13 protein-coding genes are annotated in these 19,722 nt (G+C 60.7%); 3 read left to right on the top strand and 10 right to left on the bottom strand.

The features are described 5' to 3' along the window. Positions 1 to 95: 95 nt before the first annotated feature. Positions 96 to 542 (top strand): TadE/TadG family type IV pilus assembly protein, encoded by a 447-nt coding sequence (locus ASD64_RS10140; RefSeq protein ID WP_082549938.1) that lies wholly within the window; start codon positions 96 to 98, stop codon positions 540 to 542. After that, positions 542 to 2,314, top strand: coding sequence for a TadG family pilus assembly protein (locus ASD64_RS10135; protein WP_056104464.1), 1,773 nt, complete (start codon positions 542 to 544; stop codon positions 2,312 to 2,314). Before ASD64_RS10140 ends, ASD64_RS10135 begins: the two co-directional genes overlap by 1 nt. A gap of 56 nt (positions 2,315 to 2,370) precedes the next feature. Here ASD64_RS10135 and ASD64_RS10130 read toward each other — a convergent pair whose 3' ends face one another. From ASD64_RS10130 to ASD64_RS10085, 10 genes are all read right to left on the bottom strand, one after another. Beyond that, positions 2,371 to 4,059: an alpha-glucosidase family protein gene (locus ASD64_RS10130; RefSeq protein WP_056104461.1), complete on the bottom strand. Its 1,689-nt coding sequence runs from the start codon at positions 4,057 to 4,059 to the stop codon at positions 2,371 to 2,373. After that, complete coding sequence (gene glgX, locus ASD64_RS10125) at positions 4,046 to 6,034, bottom strand: glycogen debranching protein GlgX (RefSeq protein ID WP_056104457.1); 1,989 nt, start codon at positions 6,032 to 6,034, stop codon at positions 4,046 to 4,048. The genes ASD64_RS10130 and glgX overlap by 14 nt, the downstream gene beginning before the upstream one ends. A 20-nt stretch (positions 6,035 to 6,054) precedes the next feature. Further along, the gene (locus ASD64_RS10120; protein WP_056104455.1) at positions 6,055 to 7,683 is read right to left on the bottom strand and encodes an alpha-D-glucose phosphate-specific phosphoglucomutase; all 1,629 of its coding nucleotides are present in this window, start codon (positions 7,681 to 7,683) and stop codon (positions 6,055 to 6,057) included. Beyond that, entirely contained in the window at positions 7,680 to 9,131 is a 1,452-nt protein-coding gene (gene glgA / locus ASD64_RS10115; protein WP_056104452.1) for a glycogen synthase GlgA, read from the bottom strand. Before glgA ends, ASD64_RS10120 begins: the two co-directional genes overlap by 4 nt. A gap of 4 nt (positions 9,132 to 9,135) precedes the next feature. After that, on the bottom strand, positions 9,136 to 10,401 hold the full coding sequence (glgC, locus tag ASD64_RS10110) for a glucose-1-phosphate adenylyltransferase (protein ID WP_056104449.1): 1,266 nt from the start codon (positions 10,399 to 10,401) through the stop codon (positions 9,136 to 9,138). Positions 10,402 to 10,420: 19 nt separating this feature from the next. Then, positions 10,421 to 12,637, bottom strand: a complete 2,217-nt coding sequence (gene glgB, locus ASD64_RS10105; RefSeq protein ID WP_056105038.1) for a 1,4-alpha-glucan branching protein GlgB — start codon at positions 12,635 to 12,637, stop codon at positions 10,421 to 10,423. Between the two features lie 44 nt (positions 12,638 to 12,681). Next, a complete protein-coding gene (locus ASD64_RS10100) occupies positions 12,682 to 15,150 on the bottom strand; it encodes a glycogen/starch/alpha-glucan phosphorylase (protein ID WP_056104445.1) in 2,469 nt (822 codons plus the stop codon). A 146-nt stretch (positions 15,151 to 15,296) separates the two neighbouring features. After that, positions 15,297 to 16,079, bottom strand: coding sequence for an ATP-binding cassette domain-containing protein (locus ASD64_RS10095; RefSeq protein ID WP_056105036.1), 783 nt, complete (start codon positions 16,077 to 16,079; stop codon positions 15,297 to 15,299). Then, positions 16,079 to 17,161 carry an ABC transporter permease gene (locus tag ASD64_RS10090; protein WP_056104442.1) on the bottom strand — a complete coding sequence of 361 codons (1,083 nt, stop codon included), beginning with the start codon at positions 17,159 to 17,161 and terminating at the stop codon, positions 16,079 to 16,081. Before ASD64_RS10090 ends, ASD64_RS10095 begins: the two co-directional genes overlap by 1 nt. A 93-nt stretch (positions 17,162 to 17,254) precedes the next feature. Then, positions 17,255 to 18,280, bottom strand: a complete 1,026-nt coding sequence (locus ASD64_RS10085) for a sugar ABC transporter substrate-binding protein (RefSeq protein ID WP_056104438.1) — start codon at positions 18,278 to 18,280, stop codon at positions 17,255 to 17,257. 213 nt (positions 18,281 to 18,493) lie between these two features. Between ASD64_RS10085 and ASD64_RS10080 the strand changes: the two genes are divergently transcribed. Further along, positions 18,494 to 19,720: an ROK family transcriptional regulator gene (locus tag ASD64_RS10080; RefSeq protein WP_056104435.1), complete on the top strand. Its 1,227-nt coding sequence runs from the start codon at positions 18,494 to 18,496 to the stop codon at positions 19,718 to 19,720. The last annotated feature ends 2 nt before the right edge of the window (positions 19,721 to 19,722 follow it).

Here is a 19,722-nt window from a genome sequence, read left to right as displayed (position 1 = left end):
GCCACTGCAGCAGCCTCAAATTGCAACCTGATCACAATACCAGGTTGCAATATCGCTTTGCGATTTCTACCGGAATTCGAGCCTAGCGTTCCAGAATGCAAAACTTTTTACCAGACAACCACTTATCTGCCCATTTTCATCAAAACAGCTCGGCGACAGCAGCTGTGGAATTTGCCATCCTTTCGCCTATTCTTATCCTGTTGCTGCTCGGAATGGTTGCATATGGAATCTACTTCGGAGCAAGCCATTCCATTCAACAGCTCGCGGCCGACGCCGCCCGAACCGCCATAGCAGGACTGTCGGCACCGGAACGCGAAGCGCTGGTCATCGATTTTGTCGACCGAAACGCTGGAGGCTATCCCTTCGTCGACGCGAACAAACTGGTTGTCGAGGCAAGAGACAGCACGAACGACGGCAGCCAGTTCGTGGTGTCAATCAGCTACGACGCCAGCAACCTGCCGATCTGGGGCCTGTTCAACGGGCTTGCCATGCCCGGTACCACAATCGAGCGGGCGTCCACCATCCGGCTTGGAGGATTGTGATGCGCCACGACATGGCCTCAGCCGTGCGGGATTTGTGCCAGCGATTCCTTTCCGGCAGGCGGGCCAATTTTGCCGTCATGACCGCACTTTGCGCGCCGGTCGCCATCACGTTGACCGCCTTTGCCGTCGATGAGGGCGCTCTTTACACGGAGCGACGCGAGGCGCAGTCGCTGGTCGATCTGGCCGCCATCACCGCCGCAGCCAATATCGGCAAGGCCGACGCCGCAGTCCTTGCCACCTTCGCGGACAATGGCATGTCCTCTGTCACCCTGCACAGCGCGGGAAGCACAGTGCAGCCTTCTGCCGGGCGAGCGGTGGCCGAAGTTGCCAGGGGCAGATATGTCGCCGACGCTTCTGTTGCGGCCCCGGGCCGGTTTGAGGTCGGCAAGCAGCCGTACAACGCGGTTCAGGTGTCCATGCGCAAGGTGGGTCATCTCTATTTCGGCGGCGCGATCATGGCGCCACCGGTGATCGGCACCACGGCGATTGCGAGCGCCAAAGCCGAAGCCGCTTTTTCAGTCGGGTCCAGGCTGCTGAAACTCGACGGCGGCATCGTCAATGCCCTGCTGGGCGGATTGGTCGGCGGCGATATCAAGCTCGACATAATGGACTACAACGCCCTCATCGCGGCCGACATCGACGTGCTGTCATTCTTCGACGCGCTTGCTGTCCAATTGCACCTGACCGGAGGTACCTATTCGGACGTGCTCGCTTCCGAGGCCGCCATCGGGCAGATCGCGGCGGCCATGGCCAGCGTTCCGGGTCTGGATCACACCAGCAAGCTAGCCCTGCAAACCATCGCCGCAAGCGCGACCAACACTGTCAAGGTTCCGCTTAGCCACCTCGTCGATCTCGGTCCGGTGGGCAATCTCGCGCTCGGCCAGAAGCCGGCAGGCCTGACGGTGGCGGCAAACGCGCTCGGCATGCTGACCGCCGGCGCCGCCCTCGCCAACGGAAATCACCAGGTTGAAGTCGATCTCGGCGTCACCGTGCCGGGACTGGCGTCCGCAACTCTCGACCTTGCCATCGGCGAGCCGGAGCAATTCTCACCCTGGCTGGCGGTGGGGGAAGCAGGAGCGGTTGTGCGCACTGCCCAGACGCGCATCAAGCTCACCGCCACCGTCAGTCCAGGCACCTCCGCTCTCGGCAGCGGCATCAAGCTATTGTCGGTCAAGCTGCCGCTCCATGTGGAAGTGGCGCATGCCGAGGCCAGGCTGTCTGACATCAGTTGCCCAACGGGCAGACCAGACAGCGTGAAGGTTGCCGTCGCCGCGAATCCTGGCGTCGCCTCGCTCAGGCTGGCCGAAAGCGACGGCAACGGTTTTGCAGACTTCACCAGACCACAGTCGTTCCACGAAGTTACCATTGCGGAAGCCAGCATCAAGCTGTTCCTGCTTTCGCTCGACCTCCTGAAGGTCAAGGGGCAGGCCTTCACCGCCATCGAAAACATGGCGCCTCAGACACTGACCTTCGACCGGAGCGATATCGACGGAAGGAAGCCCAAGACCGTTTCGACACATGACTTCACGAAATCGCTCACGACCTCGCTAGCCGCCAATCTTTCCCTGTCAGTCAACGCCGGCGGCCTCGGCCTCGACGTAACTGGCTTACTAGGTGCTGTGAAACCAGCTGTCGTGGCAACACTGGGCACCGTAGCTGAGCCGGTAGATACGCTGCTCAACACTGTCCTTGGCATGCTCGGGGTCAGCCTCGGCCAGGCGGATATTCGCGTGACCGGCGCGACCTGCGGCCGCTCCGTTCTGGTGCAGTAGGCTCGGCCAGCATCACTCAAGATCGCCGTGCGTCCTGAGGCCTGCACAGTGGCGTCCTATCCCTTTGTTTGAGTATCGGATTCTCCGAAAACCGGATTCCACTTTTCGGTCCGATGCTCTAACCGGCCAATGAAACCATGCTGTCCCGCAAGCGACAGCGCATCGCCCTGCACTACAGAACCATAGTCGGCGAAGTCGACTGCCCTGACTGATCCCAGATCATCTGGCAGCGACCATCTTGCCGGTGAAGCGCCAAAATTGAAGACACACAGCAGCCGTTCGCCGCTGCCTTCGCGGACAAAAGCGAGCACATCGTCTCCGCCATCTATGAAATGGATACTCCCCGATATCAGCGCAGGATGACGTTTGCGCAACGCCAGGGTTGCGCGATAATGGTGAAGGACCGAGCCTTTGTCGACGATCTGCGCATCGACGGCCAGGGCACGATGGCCTGCAGGGATCGGCAGCCATGGCTTGCCTGTCGTAAAGGCGGCGTGGTCGGTGTCATGCTGCCACACCATCGGGGTTCTCGCGCCGTCACGACCCTTGAATCCGGGCCAGAAGCGGATGCCGTAGGGATCACGCAGGTCCTCGAAGGCGATCTCTGCCTCCTCCAGACCAAGTTCCTCGCCTTGATAGAGACAGATCGACCCGCGCAGGCAACAGAGCAGTTCGATCGAAAAATTGGCGAGCAGCGCTGGATCGCCGCCCGGCAGTGTCCAGCGGCTGACGTGGCGCATGACATCGTGGTTCGAGAAGGCCCAGCAGGGCCAGCCGTCCGGAGCCGCTGTCTCGAAAGCTTCGACGCAGCTACGGATATGCGCGGCCGAGAATTTGGGGCCGAGCAAATCAAATGTATAGCACATGTTGAGCTTGTCGCCGCCCGATGTGTATGCGGCGAGCGTTTCCAGCGAACGATCCTCATCACCAACTTCGCCGACGCTGGCACGGTCGTCGTATCGATTGAGCAGTGAGCGAAAGCGCTGCAGGAACTCGAGGTTCTCCGGCTGCGTCTTGTCGAACAGATGCTGCTGGTAGAGGTACGGGGTCGTCTCGGCGCCAGTTCCTGTCAGGCTTGTTGCAAGAGGCGGATTGCTGCGCAGCCGACGATCCTGGAAATAGTAGTTCACCGTATCGAGCCGAAACCCATCGACGCCGCGATCAAGCCAGAAACGCACGGTTTCCAGAAGCGCGTCCTGAACCTGCGGGTTGTGGAAGTTAAGCGCCGGTTGTGAGGCAAGGAAATTGTGCTGGTAGTATTGGCGGCGGGTTGAATCCCATTCCCATGCCGGCCCGCCGAACACTGAAAGCCAGTTGTTGGGTGCCGTGCCATCAGGCCTTGCGTCGGCCCACAAATACCAGTCTGCTTTCGCATTGTCGCGGCTCAGCCGGCTCTCCACGAACCATGGGTGCCTGTCGGACGAATGCGCCAGCACCTGATCGATGATCACCTTGAGGCCAAGCCGGTGAGCCTCGGCAACAACGACGTCGAAATCCTCAATAGTGCCGAAGATCGGATCGACGGCACAGTAGTCCGACACGTCGTAGCCCATGTCCGCCATCGGCGACTTGAAGAACGGCGAGAGCCAGATCGCATCGACGCCCAGCGAAGCTATGTGGCCAAGGCGTTGCGCAACGCCGCGCAGATCGCCGCTGCCGTCACCGGTCGTATCCTGAAACGAGCGCGGATATATCTGATAGATGGCGCAGCCGCGCCACCACAAGGCCGCTTCAGTGATCGCCATCGGCACCTTCTTTCAATTCGATCATGAAGGCCACGCTTCGCCCCGGAACCGCTTGGAATGCTGCTTCCAGTGCCGCCGTCCAACTGTAGCCCTGACGTTCCGGCAGCGTAAATGTGCAGGCTCCAATGTCGCCATTGACGATGACGGCCAGCCTCCCGCCTTCGGCCGTGCCCTGCTCCAGCATCATCACCAAACGCCGCCGGTCCGCATCCTCCCAATCGGATTGCCGCAGTGCGGTTCCGGTTTCGGTGAGCCATTCGACATCGGGAACCGTTTCGCCAGCCGTCGCTTGTCCAGTCAGAAAGCCCGTTTCATTCAGCGCTGGCACCGACCGGCGCAATGTCGAGAGCGCCATGACATAGCGTTCCATCTCTTGGTCGCGGCTTGCCCAATCCAGCCAGGTCAAGTCATTGTCCTGGGCGTAGGCGTTGTTGTTGCCCTGTTGACTGCGGCCGAATTCATCACCGGCGGTCAGCATGATCGTACCGCGCGCGGCAAACAGCATGGCCAGCAAGGCGCGAATATCGTTGGCACGGCGGGCCACTATTTCTGGATCGACCGTGACCCCTTCCACGCCGTTGTTCCATGACAAATTATCGTCATGACCGTCGCGGTTCTGCTCGCCATTGGCCTCGTTGTGCTTGTGCTCATAGGCAACGAGGTCGGCCAACGTCATGCCGTCATGCGCCGCGATGAAATTGACCGTTCGGCTCGATCCGGCGCTCTCTTTCGCAAACACGTCCGACGAGCCGGCAAGCCGTGTCGCCAATGCCCCCACCATACCAGTGTCGCCACGCCAGAAACGGCGTACATCGTCGCGAAACCTGTCGTTCCATTCAAGGAAAGGCGACCTGAAGTTGCCGAGTTGGTAGCCGCCGGGGCCGATATCCCACGGCTCGGCGATCAGGATACGGTCGCAAAGCAGCGGATCGGACCGGATCGCCTGCAGCAACGGCGCGTCGGCGTCGAAGCCGCCGCTGCCAGTTCGCCCCAGCACCGGCGCGAGATCGAAGCGGAAGCCGTCTACGCCAGTTGCCCGCACGAAATGGCGCAGGCTATCCAGGATGAGTTCCTGCACGACAGGATGCCCGCAACGAAGCGTGTTGCCGGTGCCGGTGTCGTTGACAAGTTGGCCGCAAGCCGCGTGCCGGTAGTAGGCATGGCTGTCAAGGCCTCGCAGCGACAGCGTCGGCCCCAGCACGTCACTCTCAGCGGTGTGGTTGAAAACCAGATCGAGGATGACGCCGATCCCTGCCTGATGCAGCGCTGCCACCGCGTCGCGCAGATCGGCAGGCCCTCCAGGGGCAAGGCGCGGATCAAGCGCCATGAAGGTGACGGGATTGTAGCCCCAGGCATTGGCAAGGCCGAGCGAAGGCAGATGTCGTTCGTCGATCCAGGCCGTGACGGGCATCAACTCGACGGCAGACACGCCGAGCCGGACAAGGTGATCGATCACCGCCGGATGGGCGAGCGCGCGGATAGTACCGCGATCCTGCGCCGGAACATCAGGATGCCGCATGGTGAAGGCGCGCACGGACAGTTCATATGTCAGGCCACCGGGGCGAAAGAGCGGCGGCGCGGGCACTGTTTCAGGCAGGCGTTCGCGCACGACGGCCTTCGGCATCAGTGCCGCCGTGTCGCCTCCACGTCGATTGGCGCTCAGGCGAGGATCGTAGGCATAAGGGCGGTCGATCTCGACCGCATAAGGATCGGCCAGCAATTTATCCGAGTCGAACCAGAGCCCCTTTTCGGGAGCATAGGGACCGTCCGCGCGCAGGCCATAGCGCGTGCCTTCCTTCAAGCCTGCCGCGAACAGCGCAAAGACCCCATCGCCTTCCGGCGCGAGTTCCAACCTGTCGATTTCGTGATTTCCATTCTGGTCGAAGATCGACACCCAAAGCCGCTCGGCCGCACCGGACCAGGTGGCAAAGCGGATGCCGCCCTTTTGGACAAGGCTGCCGAAACGCGGACATATGCTGGAAACGGTTGCGGTATTCAGGTGATGACACTCGGCTTGGCGCGGCCGGTATGCGACCGAATTCCGGCGATGTCATCGGCGGCAGCGATCAGGTCGGCAAGCGCCTGCTGCGTCTCAATGTCATGCTTTGACGCATCCGGCTCGTAGCGTTCAATGTAGACGCGCAACGTCGCGCCGCTTGTACCTGTGCCCGACAACCGGAAGACGACGCGCGAGCCACCTTCGAACAGCACGCGAATGCCCTGATGCTCGCTGACCGAGCCGTCGACCGGATCGTGATAGGCGAAGTCGTCCGCCTTGGCGACGGTGAGGCCGCGTACCTTGGTTCCCGGCAAAGAGGCAAGCTTGCCGCGCAATGCGGTTATCAGCGCGTTGGCGCGCTCGGTCTCGACCTCCTCGTAGTCGTGGCGGGAATAGTAGTTGCGGCCATAGGTAGCCCAATGCTTGGTCACGATCTCCTTCACGCTCTCGCCCCGCACGGCGATGATGGAGAGCCACAAAAGCACGGCCCAAAGCCCGTCCTTCTCGCGCACGTGGTTGGAGCCGGTGCCGGCGCTTTCCTCGCCGCAGATGGTGGCCATGCCGGCGTCGAGCAGATTGCCGAAGAACTTCCAGCCGGTCGGCGTTTCATAGATGCCGATACCGAGCTTTTCCGCCACGCGATCGGCGGCCCCGCTGGTCGGCATGGAGCGGGCGATACCGGCAAGGCCCTTCCTGTAGCCGGGGGCAACGGTGGCGTTGGCCGCAAGCATGGCGACCGAATCCGACGGCGTTACGAATATGCCCTTGCCGATGATCAGGTTGCGGTCGCCGTCGCCGTCCGAGGCCGCGCCGAAGTCCGGCGCATCCGCGCCCATCATCTCGTCATAGAGGTGCTTGGCGTGAACAAGGTTCGGATCGGGGTGGTGACCGCCGAAATCCGGCAGCGGCTTGAAGTTGCGGCAAGTGCCTTTGGCGGCGCCGAGGCGGTTTTCCAGAATCTCCTTGCCATATGGGCCCGTAACGGCATGCATGGAATCGAAACGCATGTGAAAGCCTGATTCAAAAAGCTTCCTCAAAGCATTGAAATCGAACAGACTTTCCATCAATCCGGCGTAGTCTTTAACTGGATCGATGACCTCCACGGTCATTCCGCCAGCCTGTACTGTTCCCAGCTTATCGATGTCGATTTCACCTATATCGACGATCTTGTATTCCCTGATCGTCTTCGACTTTGCGAAGATCGCATCGGTGATCCTCTCCGGCGCGGGTCCGCCATTCTCGGCGTTGTACTTGATGCCGAAATCCTCATGCGGGCCGCCCGGATTATGGCTGGCCGACAGGATGATGCCGCCGAAGGCCTTGTACTTGCGGATGAGATTCGATGCTGCCGGTGTCGACAGTATGCCGCCCTGACCCACCATCACCTTGCCGAAGCCGTTGGCAGCGGCGATGCCGATCACCTTCTGGATAACCTCGCGATTGTAGAAGCGGCCATCTCCGCCGAGCACCAGGGTCTTGCCCTTGAACCCCTCCAGGGCATCGAAGATCGATTGAATGAAATTCTCCGCGTAATGTTCCTGCTGGAACACCGGCACCTTCTTGCGCAAGCCGGACGTTCCAGGCTTTTGATCGTCATAAGGTTTGGTGGCGACGGTGCGTATCATGGTCGATCGGCCTTTGCGGAGACAAGCATGCGATAGAGATCAACGTATTTGGCAGCACTTCGATCCCACGAGACATCTGCCTTCATGCCTTGCCTCTGGATCGTGGTCCATATCGATGAATTTCCGTAAGCGTCGACCACCCGGCGGATGGCATGCAACAGGGCTTCCACGTCGTTCGGCGCAAACTGGAAACCGGTCGCAACGCCAGCCGAAAGGGCTGCATCATTGGCGTCGATGATCGTGTCGGCCAACCCGCCGGTTCGGGCAACGAGCGGTACGCATCCGTAGCGCAAGCCGTAAAGCTGGGTCAGCCCGCAAGGCTCGAACCGGGACGGAATGATGATGGCGTCGCAACCGCCCTGCATCAGATGTGACAGCCCCTCGTCATAACCGACAACAACGCCGACACGCCCGCGATGGCGGGCGGCGGCAGCAAGCAGCGCGCCCTCCAGCCCGGCATCGCCAGAGCCGAGGATCGCCAGCCTGACGCCGGCAGCGACGATGCCATCGACGACCGCCGCCAAGGTATCGATGCCCTTTTGCCAGGTGAGACGGCTGACCACGCAAACAATGGGGCTGGTATCGCTGTCGAGGGAAAAGCGCTCCTCAACCGCTGCCTTGTTCGCCTTACGCGCTTTCAATGTCTTGGTCGCATAAGCCGCGACCAATTCCCTGTCGGTGGCCGGGTTCCAGATATCGACATCGATACCGTTGGCAATACCGTAGAGGTCGGCCGCGCGCATATTGATCAATCCGTCCAGCCCCATGCCGAATTCAGGCGTGCGAATTTCCTGGGCATAGGTCGGGCTCACCGTGGTAATCGCCCACGCCGCCTGCAAGCCAGCTTTGAGGAAGCCGACGCCACCATAATACTCGACCCCGTCGAGCGTCATCGCTTCGGCAGGCAAGCCAAGTTCGCCGAAAATGCCCGTACCGAATCTCCCCTGGAAGGCAAGGTTGTGTACCGTGATCATAGACGGAACACCCGCGGCTTTGCCGTAGCGCATGTAAGCCAGCGTCATCGCAGCCTGCCAGTCATGGGCATGCACGATATCAGGCTGGTAACCTCGAACGGCACCGGCGGCGATGTCGCCGCCGATACGACCAAGCGCGGCGAAGCGGCGCCAATTGTCGTGCCAGTCGGCACCAGTCGCATCGCCATAGGGGCCGCCCGGGCGGTCGAACAGATGCGGCGCATCGACGACAAACAGATCAAGTCCACCGATCCTGGCGGCGTGGACATTTGCCTTGCCACCATGAAGCTCGGCATATTGCAGGACAGGCTTTCCCTTTTTGAATAAAGCCATCACCGCAGGATAGCCGGGCACGAGCGAGCGCATCGTGACGCCCTTGCCTGCCAGTGCAATGGGCAATGCCCCAGCCACGTCAGCAAGCCCGCCGGTCTTGATCAGTGGGAAAATCTCCGGCGTGACCGAGAGAACCTGCATGCGCTTACAGCCCCAGCTTGTCGATCATCGGCTGCGTGATCAGGCATATACCCCTTTCGGAGACGCGGAAGCGTTTGGCATCGCGAACCGGGTCCTCGCCGACGACAAGGCCTTCAGGAATCTCGACGCCATGGTCGATCACGACATTCTTTAGCCGCGCGTTACGGCCAACCACGCAGTCCGGCAGCATGACGACATGATCAAGCGTGGAATAGGAATTGATGCGCGCGCCGGTAAAGATCAGGCTGCGCTTCAAAGATGCGCCCGAAACGATGCAGTCGCCCGACACCAGCGAGGAAACCGCCATGCCGCGCCGGCCATCTTCGTCGTGCACGAATTTTGCCGGCGGCTTCAATTCCGCATAAGTCCAGATCGGCCAGTCGCTGTCGTAGAGATCGAGTTCCGGTGTGATATCGGTCAGATCGATATTGGCTTCCCAGTAAGCATCGATGGTTCCGACGTCGCGCCAATAGGGCTGGGCTTCCATACTGGAGCGCACGCAGGATTTGGCGAAACGGTGCGCCACAGCCTTCCCGTCCTTGACGATCTGGGGAATGATGTCCTTGCCGAAATCGCGACTCGAATTCGGATCGGCCGCGTCCTTGCGCAGCAGATCCATAAGGAATTTCGTGCGGAAGACATAGATGCCCATCGAGGCCAGCGCATGGTCGGGCTTGTCGGGAATGCCGGGTGGATCAGCCGGCTTTTCGATGAAGGAGATGATGTTGTCCTTCTTGTCGACATGCATGACGCCAAAACCAGTGGCTTCCATGCGTGGAACCTCAAGGCAACCTACGGTGACATCCGCGCCGGCATCGACATGCTGGCGCAGCATGAGTTCGTAATCCATCTTGTAGATGTGATCGCCGGCCAGGATCACCATGAATTCGGGGCCGTAGCTCTCGATGATGTCGATGTTCTGGTAGACGGCGTCGGCGGTGCCTTCATACCATTGCGTTTCGGAAACGCGCTGGCTGGCCGGCAGGATATCGAAGCTTTCGTTTCTCTCCGGTCTCAGGAAGTTCCAGCCACGCTGCAGGTGGCGGATCAGCGAGTGCGCCTTGTATTGGGTGGCCACGCCGAGCCGGCGAATGCCAGAATTCAGCGCATTGGAAAGCGCAAAGTCGATGATGCGGGTCTTGCCGCCGAAATAGACCGCCGGCTTGGCGCGCCGGTCGGTCAGTTCCTTCAGGCGGCTGCCACGCCCTCCCGCCAGCACATAGGCCATGGCGTCACGCGCCAGCGGCTGGGTCCGTTTCGTCTCCACCATTTACAGCCTCCCAAGACCCTCAATCCGAAATGAACTCAAGCATGATCGTTGCCAGCGGCGGAAGGACCATGGTTGCCGAAGCGCCATCGCGCTGGCCCGTCGCCCGTATGACACCGCCATTGCCTATGCCAGTGCCACCATAATCGGCGGCATCGGTGTTGACGATTTCGCGCCAGATTCCTGCACTAGGCAGCGGCACGCGATAGTTCTCGCGAGGCACGGGCGTGAAATTCGAGATGACGGCAATCGGGTTCCCGCCCGGCGCCTTGCGCAGCCATGCGAAGACGGAGTTTTCGCTGTCGTCGACGATCAGCCAGGAAAAGCCTTCCGGCTCGCAATCGCGCGCATGGAGCGCCGGGCGTGACCGATAAAGATAGTTGAGGTCGCGCACCACCTGCCGCACGCCTCTATGAGGCGCATGATCGAGCAGGTCCCAGTCCAGCGGTCGTTCCTCGCTCCACTCGCGCCGCTGCGCGAATTCCTGCCCCATGAACAACAGCTTCTTGCCGGGATAGCCCCACATGAAGGCGTAATATGCCCGAAGCGTCGCAAATTTCTGCCAGTCGTCGCCGGCCATCTTGGCAAGGAGCGTACCTTTGCCGTGCACAACTTCATCATGGGAAAGCGGCAGCACGAAATTCTCGCTGAAGGCATACATCAGCCCGAAGGTAAGTTCGTTGTGATGGTATTTGCGGTGGACGGGCTCCTTGGACAAATACTCCAGCGTGTCGTGCATGAAGCCCATGTTCCACTTGAAGCCGAAGCCGAGCCCGCCTTCATGAACGGGCTGCGAAACCTTAGGCCATGAAGTCGATTCCTCGGCGATGGTCATGACGCCGGGATGATGGCCGTAGAGTTCCTTGTTCATCTTCTGCAGGAAGGCAACGGCCTCCAGGTTTTCGCGCCCGCCCTTCTCGTTCGGAAGCCACTCCCCGGCCTTGCGCGAATAATCGAGGTAAAGCATCGAGGCCACGGCATCCACGCGCAGGCCGTCGACATGATATTTCTCCGCCCAGTAAAGGGCGTTGTTGACGAGGAAGGACACGACTTCGCGGCGGCCGAAATTGTAGATCAGCGTGTTCCAGTCGGGATGGAAGCCCTTGCGCGGATCGGCATGCTCGTAGAGGGCGGTTCCGTCGAACTTGGCCAGCCCATGCTCGTCCACCGGAAAATGTGCCGGCACCCAATCGAGGATGACGCCGACGCCGGCCCGATGGGCGCCGTCGACGAAGCGCGCAAAGCCGTCCGGATCGCCGAAACGCGCCGTCGGAGCATAAAGGCCAGTTGTCTGATAGCCCCATGAAGGATCGTAGGGGTGTTCGGAGATCGGCATGAACTCGATATGGGTGAAGCCTATGTCCACCGCATAAGGGATGAGCCGGTCAGCCAATTCATCCCAGGACAGGAACGTGCCGTCATCGTGGCGCTGCCATGAACCGGCGTGAACCTCGTAGATCGAGATGGCCTCGCGCCGGTGGTCGGCCTTCCTCCAGAAGGAACGATGCGCTTCATCCCCCCATCGATGAGAAAACGGCGAGGCCGTCACGGAGGCCGTCGCCGGACGCAGTTCCGACTTGAAGGCGAACGGATCGGCTTTCAGCGGCAGCGGCGCCCCCTGCGAACCGATGATTTCATATTTGTACGGCCTGCCCGCGCCGATGTCGGGTACGAAGATTTCCCATATGCCGGTATCATGGCGATCCCGCATGACATGCTGGCGACCATCCCAGTTGTTGAAGTCGCCAACGACTGAAACGCGGCGTGCATTCGGAGCCCAGACCGCAAAATGCATGCCGCTTGTGCCCTCATGGTCGATGGCATGCGCGCCAAGCTTGTCGAAAAGGCGAAGATGCGATCCTTCGGCGATATAATAGTCGTCCATCGGGCCGAGCACCGGCCCGAAAGAGTAGGGGTCAGTCAGCCACCAGTCACCGACCGCATTGCGGGCATGATAGCGTAGCGGCTGGCGCTTGCGGATACTGAGCTTGCCTTCGAAGAAACCAGCGCCGTCGCGGTGCACAAGCTCTCCGGCATTCTTGCCCGCCAACGTATGGGCCGTGACGAAGTCCGCATTGGGCACGAAACAGCGTGTATAAAGCGATTTGCCGATTTGCTGGATGCCAAGCACCGCGAACGGATTGCCATGCGTGCCGGCGACAATCGCCGCGACATCACTCGCCGCGGCCGCCCCCTCCGGCTCGCTTGGCGCTGTCGTCGCGCGCGGCGTCTTGGTCAAACTGTTCCTCCTGATGACCTTGGTCACCGGTCAATGCAATCACATCAAGCTGGCACGTTCCAGATGTCTTTGGCGTATTGGCGTATCGTGCGGTCGGAGGAAAACCAGCCGACGCGCGCGACGTTGCGGATCGCTCTCGCATACCATTGCGGGCCATTGCGCCAGACACAATCCACCTCGCGCTGCATGGCGGCGTAGGCGTCAAAATCGGCGGCAACCATGAACCAGTCGGTATTGTAGAGATCGTCCATCAGGGCGCGATAGCGTTGCGGGTCGTCAGGCGAGAAGACGCCTGAGGCGATGGCGGCCACAGCCTGCCTCAATTCCGGCGAAGCATCGATGACAGGACGTGGCGCATAGCCGTTGGCGCGACGCTCCGCGACCTCGTTGGCTTTCAGGCCGAAAATGAAGATATTGTTGTCGCCGACATGCTCCCTGATCTCGACATTGGCACCGTCCAGCGTGCCTATGGTCAGCGCACCGTTCAACGCGAACTTCATGTTGCCGGTGCCCGATGCCTCCATGCCGGCGGTCGAAATCTGCTCAGACAGGTCAGCAGCCGGCATCATGATTTCGGCTGTGCTGACATTGTAGTTCGGCACGAACACCATCTTGAGCAAACCGCGCACCGACGGATCGTGATTGATGACCCTGGCGACGTCGTTGATCAGCTTTATGATGAGCTTGGCATTGTGATAGCTGGGCGCCGCCTTGCCACCGAAGAACTTGACGCGCGGCATCCAGTCCCGCTCCGGATGCGACCTGATCTGATCGTACAGGGCAACGGCTTCCAGTACGTTGAGGAGTTGGCGCTTGTATTCGTGGATGCGCTTGATCTGGATATCGAAGAGCGCCGACGGATCGACCCTGATGCCGAGCCGTTCGGTGGCCAGATTGGCGAGCCGTGCCTTGTTCAGGCGCTTAACAGCGGCAAATTTCTCGCGAAATGCCGCATCTTCCGCAAACGCGTCCAGATCCTTGATCGCCTCGATGTCGTCGAGGAAGCGGTCGCCGATCGCCTCACGCACCAATGCGGTCAGGTCCGGATTGCACTGGATCAGCCAGCGTCGCGGCGTGATGCCGTTGGTCTTGTTATTGATGCGGTCGGGATAAAGCCGGTGCAGGTCAGCAAAGACCGTCTCCTTCATCAGGTCGGTATGAAGAGCCGATACGCCGTTGATCGAATGTGAGCCGACATAGGCCAGATTGCCCATGCGTACGCGCCGCTCGCCGTTTTCCTGGATCAGCGAGATCGCGGCGACCTGCTCACCCGAAAAGCGGTTGCTGGCGCGGGCTTCCAACAGCACCTGGGCGTTGATGGCATAGATGATCTGCATATGGCGCGGCAAAAGGCGTTCAAACAGCGGCACCGGCCAGCTTTCCAGCGCTTCCGGCAAAAGCGTATGGTTTGTGTAGGCGAAGGTGCGCTTGGTGATATCCCATGCCTGGTCGAAGTCGATGCCGTGCACATCCATCAACAGCCGCATCAGTTCGGGCACGGCGATTGCCGGATGGGTATCGTTGAGATGGATCGCCGCCTTGTCGGGGAGCGATTTCAGATCGCCATATTGGCTGAGATGCCGCTGCAAAATGTCCTGCAACGACGCGGTGGAAAAGAAATACTCCTGCCTTAGCCGCAGTTCCTGGCCTTCTTTGTGCGAATCCGCCGGGTAGAGCACCCGCGACAAGGCATCGGCTTTGTTGCTTTCGGCCAAAGCACCAATGTGATCGCCCGCGTTGAAGCGGTCGAGCAGGATCGGATCGACCGGCATGCCGGCCCACAGCCTCAAAGTGTTGACGCGGTTTACCCGCCAACCCACCACCGGCGTGTCGTAGGCGACTGCCAGGACATGTTCGGTCGGCTTCCACACATGCCGCTCCAGCCGGCCGTCACTGCACGTGATGGATTCGACCGAACCGCCGAAGCCGACCTCGAACGAACGCTCGCGCCGTTCGAATTCCCACGGATTGCCATGATCGAGCCAGGTTTCGGGCAGTTCGACCTGCCAGCCGTCCTGAATTTCCTGCCTGAACATGCCATTTGCATAGCGGATGCCGTAGCCGTGTGCCGGGATGCCGACACTAGCCATCGATTCCATGAAGCAGGCTGCGAGGCGGCCAAGCCCGCCATTGCCAAGCGCTGCATCAGGCTCCAGCGCGGCGATGACATCGAGATCGACGCCCAACGACGACAGCGCCGCGCGCATGTTGTCCATCAACCCGAGATTGGAGAAGGAATCCCGCATCAGGCGTCCGATCAGGAATTCCAGCGACAGGTAATAAACCCGCTTTTCCTTCCGGTCGTAAGCCTCCTTGGTGCCGCCGATCCAGTGGTCAATTATGCGGTCGCGTACCACCGTGATCGAGGCGGTCAGCCAGTCGTGCTGGGTGGCAACGGTCATGTCCTTGCCAAGCCGATACTTAAGCGCATTGAGCACTTCAGCGGCAAGCGTCTTTGGGTCGGAGTCTATCGGGAGCGGTGTGGGAACTTCGGCTGTCATGATTTGCGTCATGTCACCTCTCGACGCTTGGAATTCGACCCACCCGTGCCGGTTGCGCTGATGGTGCCTTCTCCATCGCCGATATTAACCGGCAAACGCAATTATTCAATCGATTTAACTTACCTAGGAATGCAAATCCCCCACCGCTTTTTGCCGGATCAAGCAGCCAAGGCAGCTTCCGGCGGCGACTTTGCACCGGTCATGAAGGCCACGGCGTCGGACATGGTGTACTGCTTCGGATCGATGACGGTCAGGCGCCGTCCGAGCCGGTGGATATGGATGCGGTCCGCAACCTCGAAGACGTGCGGCATGTTGTGGGAGATCAGCACGATCGGCAAGCCGCGCTTCTTGACGTCGAGGATGAGTTCCAGCACCCGCCGGGATTCCTTGACGCCGAGCGCTGCCGTCGGTTCGTCCATGATGACCATCTTGGAGCCGAAAGCTGCGGCGCGAGCCACTGCAACGCCCTGACGCTGGCCGCCGGACAGCGTTTCGACCGCCTGGCTGATGTTCTGGATGGTCATCAGGCCAAGTTCCGTCAGCTTTTCACGCGCCCGCTTCTCCATCGCGGGCCGATCCAGCATGCGCAACCAGTTGCCCATGAAACCGGGCCTACGAATCTCGCGGCCAAGGAACATGTTGTCGGCTATCGAAAGCGCCGGCGACAGCGCCAGGTTCTGATAGACCGTTTCGATGCCGGCATTGCGCGCTTCCATCGGCGACTTGAAGGAAACAGGCTGGCCGTCCAGCCTGATTTCGCCTTCATCTGGCGTGACAGCACCCGAGATCGCCTTGATGAGCGAGGACTTGCCAGCACCGTTGTCACCGATCACGGCGAGGATTTCGCCGGGGTAGAGATCGAAATCGGCGTTGTCCAAAGCGGTTACGCGGCCATAGCGCTTGACCAGTCCGCGAGCGGTGAGGATGGGTTCCTTCGTCATCAGCCAGCCACCTTCCTGATCCACTGGTCAACCGCGACCGCGACGATGATGAGAACACCGATCAACAGATAGGTCCATTGCGGATCTGTACCGATCAGCCTGAGCGCCAGCGAAAAGACGCCCACGATCAATGCGCCGAACAGCATGCCGAGGATCGAGCCGCGCCCGCCGAACAACGAGACGCCGCCGATCACCACCGCCGTGATCGATTCGATATTGGCGAATTGACCGGAGGTCGGCGACACCGATCCGATGCGGCCGATCAAGGCCCATCCCGCCAGCGCGCAAATCAGCCCGGCGATGACGTAGACGGAGATCAACATCCTGCCGACATTGACGCCCGACAGTTCGGCGGCCTCCGGATCGTCGCCAACCGCGTAGACGTGACGGCCCCATGCGGTGTGATTGAGCACATACCAGAGCAACAGAACGAGCAGAACCATGACGATGACGCCATAGGTGAAGACGGCGTTGCCGACCCGGACGCTCTCACCAAAGAATTGAAGTATCGGCGCCTGCGTTTCGATGTCCTGGGCGCGAATGGTTTCGTTGGCCGAATAGAGGAAATTGGCCGCCAGCACGATCTGCCAGGTGCCGAGGGTGACGATGAATGGCGGGAGCTTCATACGCGCCACGAGCCAGCCGTTGAGATAACCGCACGCTGCGCCGACGGCAAAGCCGCACAAAATGGCTAACGGTGCCGGCAACCCGTAACGGAAAGTGAACTGGCCCATCACCACCGATGACAGCACCATGATCGCGCCCACCGAAAGGTCGATGCCTGCTGTCAGGATGACGAGGGTCTGGGCAGCGCCGATAATGCCGACAATGGCCACCTGTTGCAGGATCAGCGTCAACGAAAAGGCTGAAAAGAACTTGCCGCCGATAACCGTTGCGAACACCAGCAACGATACTATCAGGACGATAAGGGGAACCGCTGCCGGGCTGGAGTGCAGGAAATGCTGCACCCTTTCGATACCGGAGCGCTCGTGCGTTTCGAACCTCGCGATCGAAGTGTCGCTGCCCGTCAGTACCTTCTCGAATTCCTGCGGCCGCGCGCCACGCGCTGAAGCGTCAGTCATCCGGCCTCCTCCCTGGAGTTGCCCCTACCGGGATGCGAGAGAGCGGCGGCGGCCGCTCTCTCTTGTCGATACTGTGCCTAAGCAAGGGTCATATCAACCCCAGCAAAGCTCCGTGCCCTTCTTGACGTCGATAGAATCGACTCCCGCAGCCGGCTTCGCCGTAACCAGCGCCACGCCGGTATCGAAGAACGACTTGCCCTCGGTGTTCTTCGGCTTCTCGCCCGTGTCAGCGAACTTCTTGATTGCCTCGATGCCAAGCGATGCCATCAGCAGCGGATATTGCTGCGAGGTCGCACCGATAATGCCGGCCTCGACGTTCTTCACGCCCGGGCAACCGCCATCGACGGAGACGATCAGCACATTCTTTTCCATGCCGACGGCCTTGAGTGCTTCATAAGCGCCGGCAGCGGCTGGCTCGTTGATCGTGTGGACGACATTGATGGATGGATCCTTCTGGAGAAGGTTCTCCATCGCCTTGCGGCCGCCTTCCTCGTTGCCGTTGGTCACGTCGTGGCCGACGATGCGCGGGTCGTCCTCGTCGCCGATCTTGTTGATGTCCTTGGTGTCGATGCCGAAGCCCTTCATGAAGCCCTGGTCGCGCAACACGTCGACGGTCGGCTGTGAAGGTGTCAGGTCGAGGAACGCGATCTTTGCATCCTTGGCGGCGTCGCCCAAAGTGGCAGCGGCCCATTTTCCGATCAATTCGCCGGCCAGAAGGTTATCCGTCGCAAAGGTCGCATCGGCAGCGTCGGCGGGCTCCAGCGGCGTATCAAGCGCGATGACCAGAATGCCGGCGTCGCGCGCCTTCTTCACTGCCGGAACAATGCCCGCCGTATCGGAAGCGGTCAGAAGAATGCCCTTGGCGCCATCGGCGATGCAGCTTTCGATCGCGGCGACCTGGCTTTCGCTATCGCCGTCGATCTTGCCGGCATAAGCCTTCAAATCGACCCCCAGTTCCTGCGCCTTGGCCGTTGCGCCTTCCTTCATCTTCACGAAAAAGGGGTTGGTGTCGGTCTTGGTGATCAGGCAAGCACTCACGTCGGCTGCCGAGGCAGGTGCCGCCAAGGCAACGAGCCCGAACGCGGACGCGCAAAACAACGCAGTCTTGAAGCCAGACATTCTCATAAGAAACCTCCCAAAAACAATGCGGTTCCGGTCCATACCGGTGCCGTGACGCGAGCGCCTGCGCTGCAACCCAGCCGCGCTCTCGCCCAAAACAAACACCACCACTTTACAAGAGTCAATAATTAAATCACTCTTATTTATTATTGACTCTGTTGCGTCCATCACACATTCTGGCAAAAGGACGCGAGGGATTGGCGGAGGAGCTCGGTGGAAACCGGCACTACAAAGCACGGTCCGCCTGAACCGGCCGAAAGCCGTTTTCATCGCGGCACAAATCAGAGCGGCATGCGCGACCACAACGAGCGGCTTGTGCTGTCGCTTGTGCGTCAGCATGGCAGCCTTGCGAAGTCCGATATTGCCCGCATGACCGGGCTGTCGGCGCAGACCGTGTCGGTCATCATGCGCGAACTCGAGGATGATGGCCTGCTTCTGAGGCAAGCCCCTCAACGCGGCAAGATCGGCCAGCCATCCATTCCCATGGCGCTCAATCCGGACGGCGCCTATTTCATCGGCCTCAAGATCGGACGCCGCAGCGCAGAACTCGTGCTGATCGATTTCTTGGGCAAGGTGCGGGCGGCCGAGCAACTTTCCTATCGCTACCCGACGCCGCGCGAAACGGTGGAATTCGTGGCCTCGGGTATGGAAAAGCTGCGGGGCTGCCTGAATGCCGGGCAGGAAAAGCGCATCGCCGGCCTCGGTATCGCCATGCCGTTCGAATTGTGGAACTGGGTCGACACGGCCGGTGCGCCGCGTGAGATCATGGACGAATGGCGCCATCGCGACGTGCGGGGCGACGTACAAGCTCTGTGCGACTTTCCCGTCTACCTGCAGAACGACGCCACCTCTGCTTGCGGCGCCGAACTCGTTTTCGGCCAGTCTAGCGGACTTCGCGACTTCGTCTATTTCTACATCGGAGCTTTTGCTGGCGGCGGCATCGTGCTGGATGGCCGCCTCTACAGCGGCCCTACCGGCAATGCCGGCGCGCTGGGGTCCATGCTGGTATCCGGGCCCGGCGGGAAACAGGCCCAGCTTATCGATATCGCCTCAGTCGCGGTGCTCGAAAAAGAACTCAATAAGCGCGGCATCGAGGCGCCGCACCTGTGGACGTCGCCGGAAGACTGGGGCGAACTCGGCCCGACGCTTGACGAGTGGATTGTTCGCGCGGCCGACGCTCTGGCTCATGCTATCGTCTCGACCGTCTCGGTCATCGACTTCGAGGCGGCCGTCATCGACGGCTGGATGCCAACTTCCGTCCGGCTGAAACTGGTGGATGCCGTTCGCAAGGCGATCGGCGACATTGATGCTGAGGGCCTGACAGTCCCGAAGATTCATGAGGGAACAGTCGGCGTGCATGCCCGGGCGCTCGGCGCTGCCAGCCTGCCACTGTCGGAGCGGTTTCTGATCCGGCCGACCATGATCGCCGGGGGGACGTGACA

The sequence above is a fragment of the Mesorhizobium sp. Root157 genome, assembly GCF_001427385.1.
GTDB lineage: Bacteria > Pseudomonadota > Alphaproteobacteria > Rhizobiales > Rhizobiaceae > Mesorhizobium.
Note: the sequence above shows the minus strand (reverse complement) of the source record. Positions and strands in the feature narration are given on the sequence as shown.

What these genes read in the sequence shown, in the direction of transcription:
- ASD64_RS10095 (WP_056105036.1), bottom strand. Translation starts at nt 16,079, where the DNA reads ATGACGAAGGAACCCATCCTCACCGCTCGCGGACTGGTCAAGCGCTAT.
- ASD64_RS10100 (WP_056104445.1), bottom strand. Translation starts at nt 15,150, where the DNA reads ATGACGCAAATCATGACAGCCGAAGTTCCCACACCGCTCCCGATAGAC.
- glgA (WP_056104452.1), bottom strand. Translation starts at nt 9,131, where the DNA reads ATGCAGGTTCTCTCGGTCACGCCGGAGATTTTCCCACTGATCAAGACC.
- ASD64_RS10135 (WP_056104464.1), top strand. Translation starts at nt 542, where the DNA reads ATGCGCCACGACATGGCCTCAGCCGTGCGGGATTTGTGCCAGCGATTC.
- ASD64_RS10085 (WP_056104438.1), bottom strand. Translation starts at nt 18,280, where the DNA reads ATGTCTGGCTTCAAGACTGCGTTGTTTTGCGCGTCCGCGTTCGGGCTC.
- ASD64_RS10130 (WP_056104461.1), bottom strand. Translation starts at nt 4,059, where the DNA reads ATGGCGATCACTGAAGCGGCCTTGTGGTGGCGCGGCTGCGCCATCTAT.
- ASD64_RS10090 (WP_056104442.1), bottom strand. Translation starts at nt 17,161, where the DNA reads ATGACTGACGCTTCAGCGCGTGGCGCGCGGCCGCAGGAATTCGAGAAG.
- ASD64_RS10120 (WP_056104455.1), bottom strand. Translation starts at nt 7,683, where the DNA reads ATGATACGCACCGTCGCCACCAAACCTTATGACGATCAAAAGCCTGGA.
- ASD64_RS10140 (WP_082549938.1), top strand. Translation starts at nt 96, where the DNA reads ATGCAAAACTTTTTACCAGACAACCACTTATCTGCCCATTTTCATCAA.
- glgC (WP_056104449.1), bottom strand. Translation starts at nt 10,401, where the DNA reads ATGGTGGAGACGAAACGGACCCAGCCGCTGGCGCGTGACGCCATGGCC.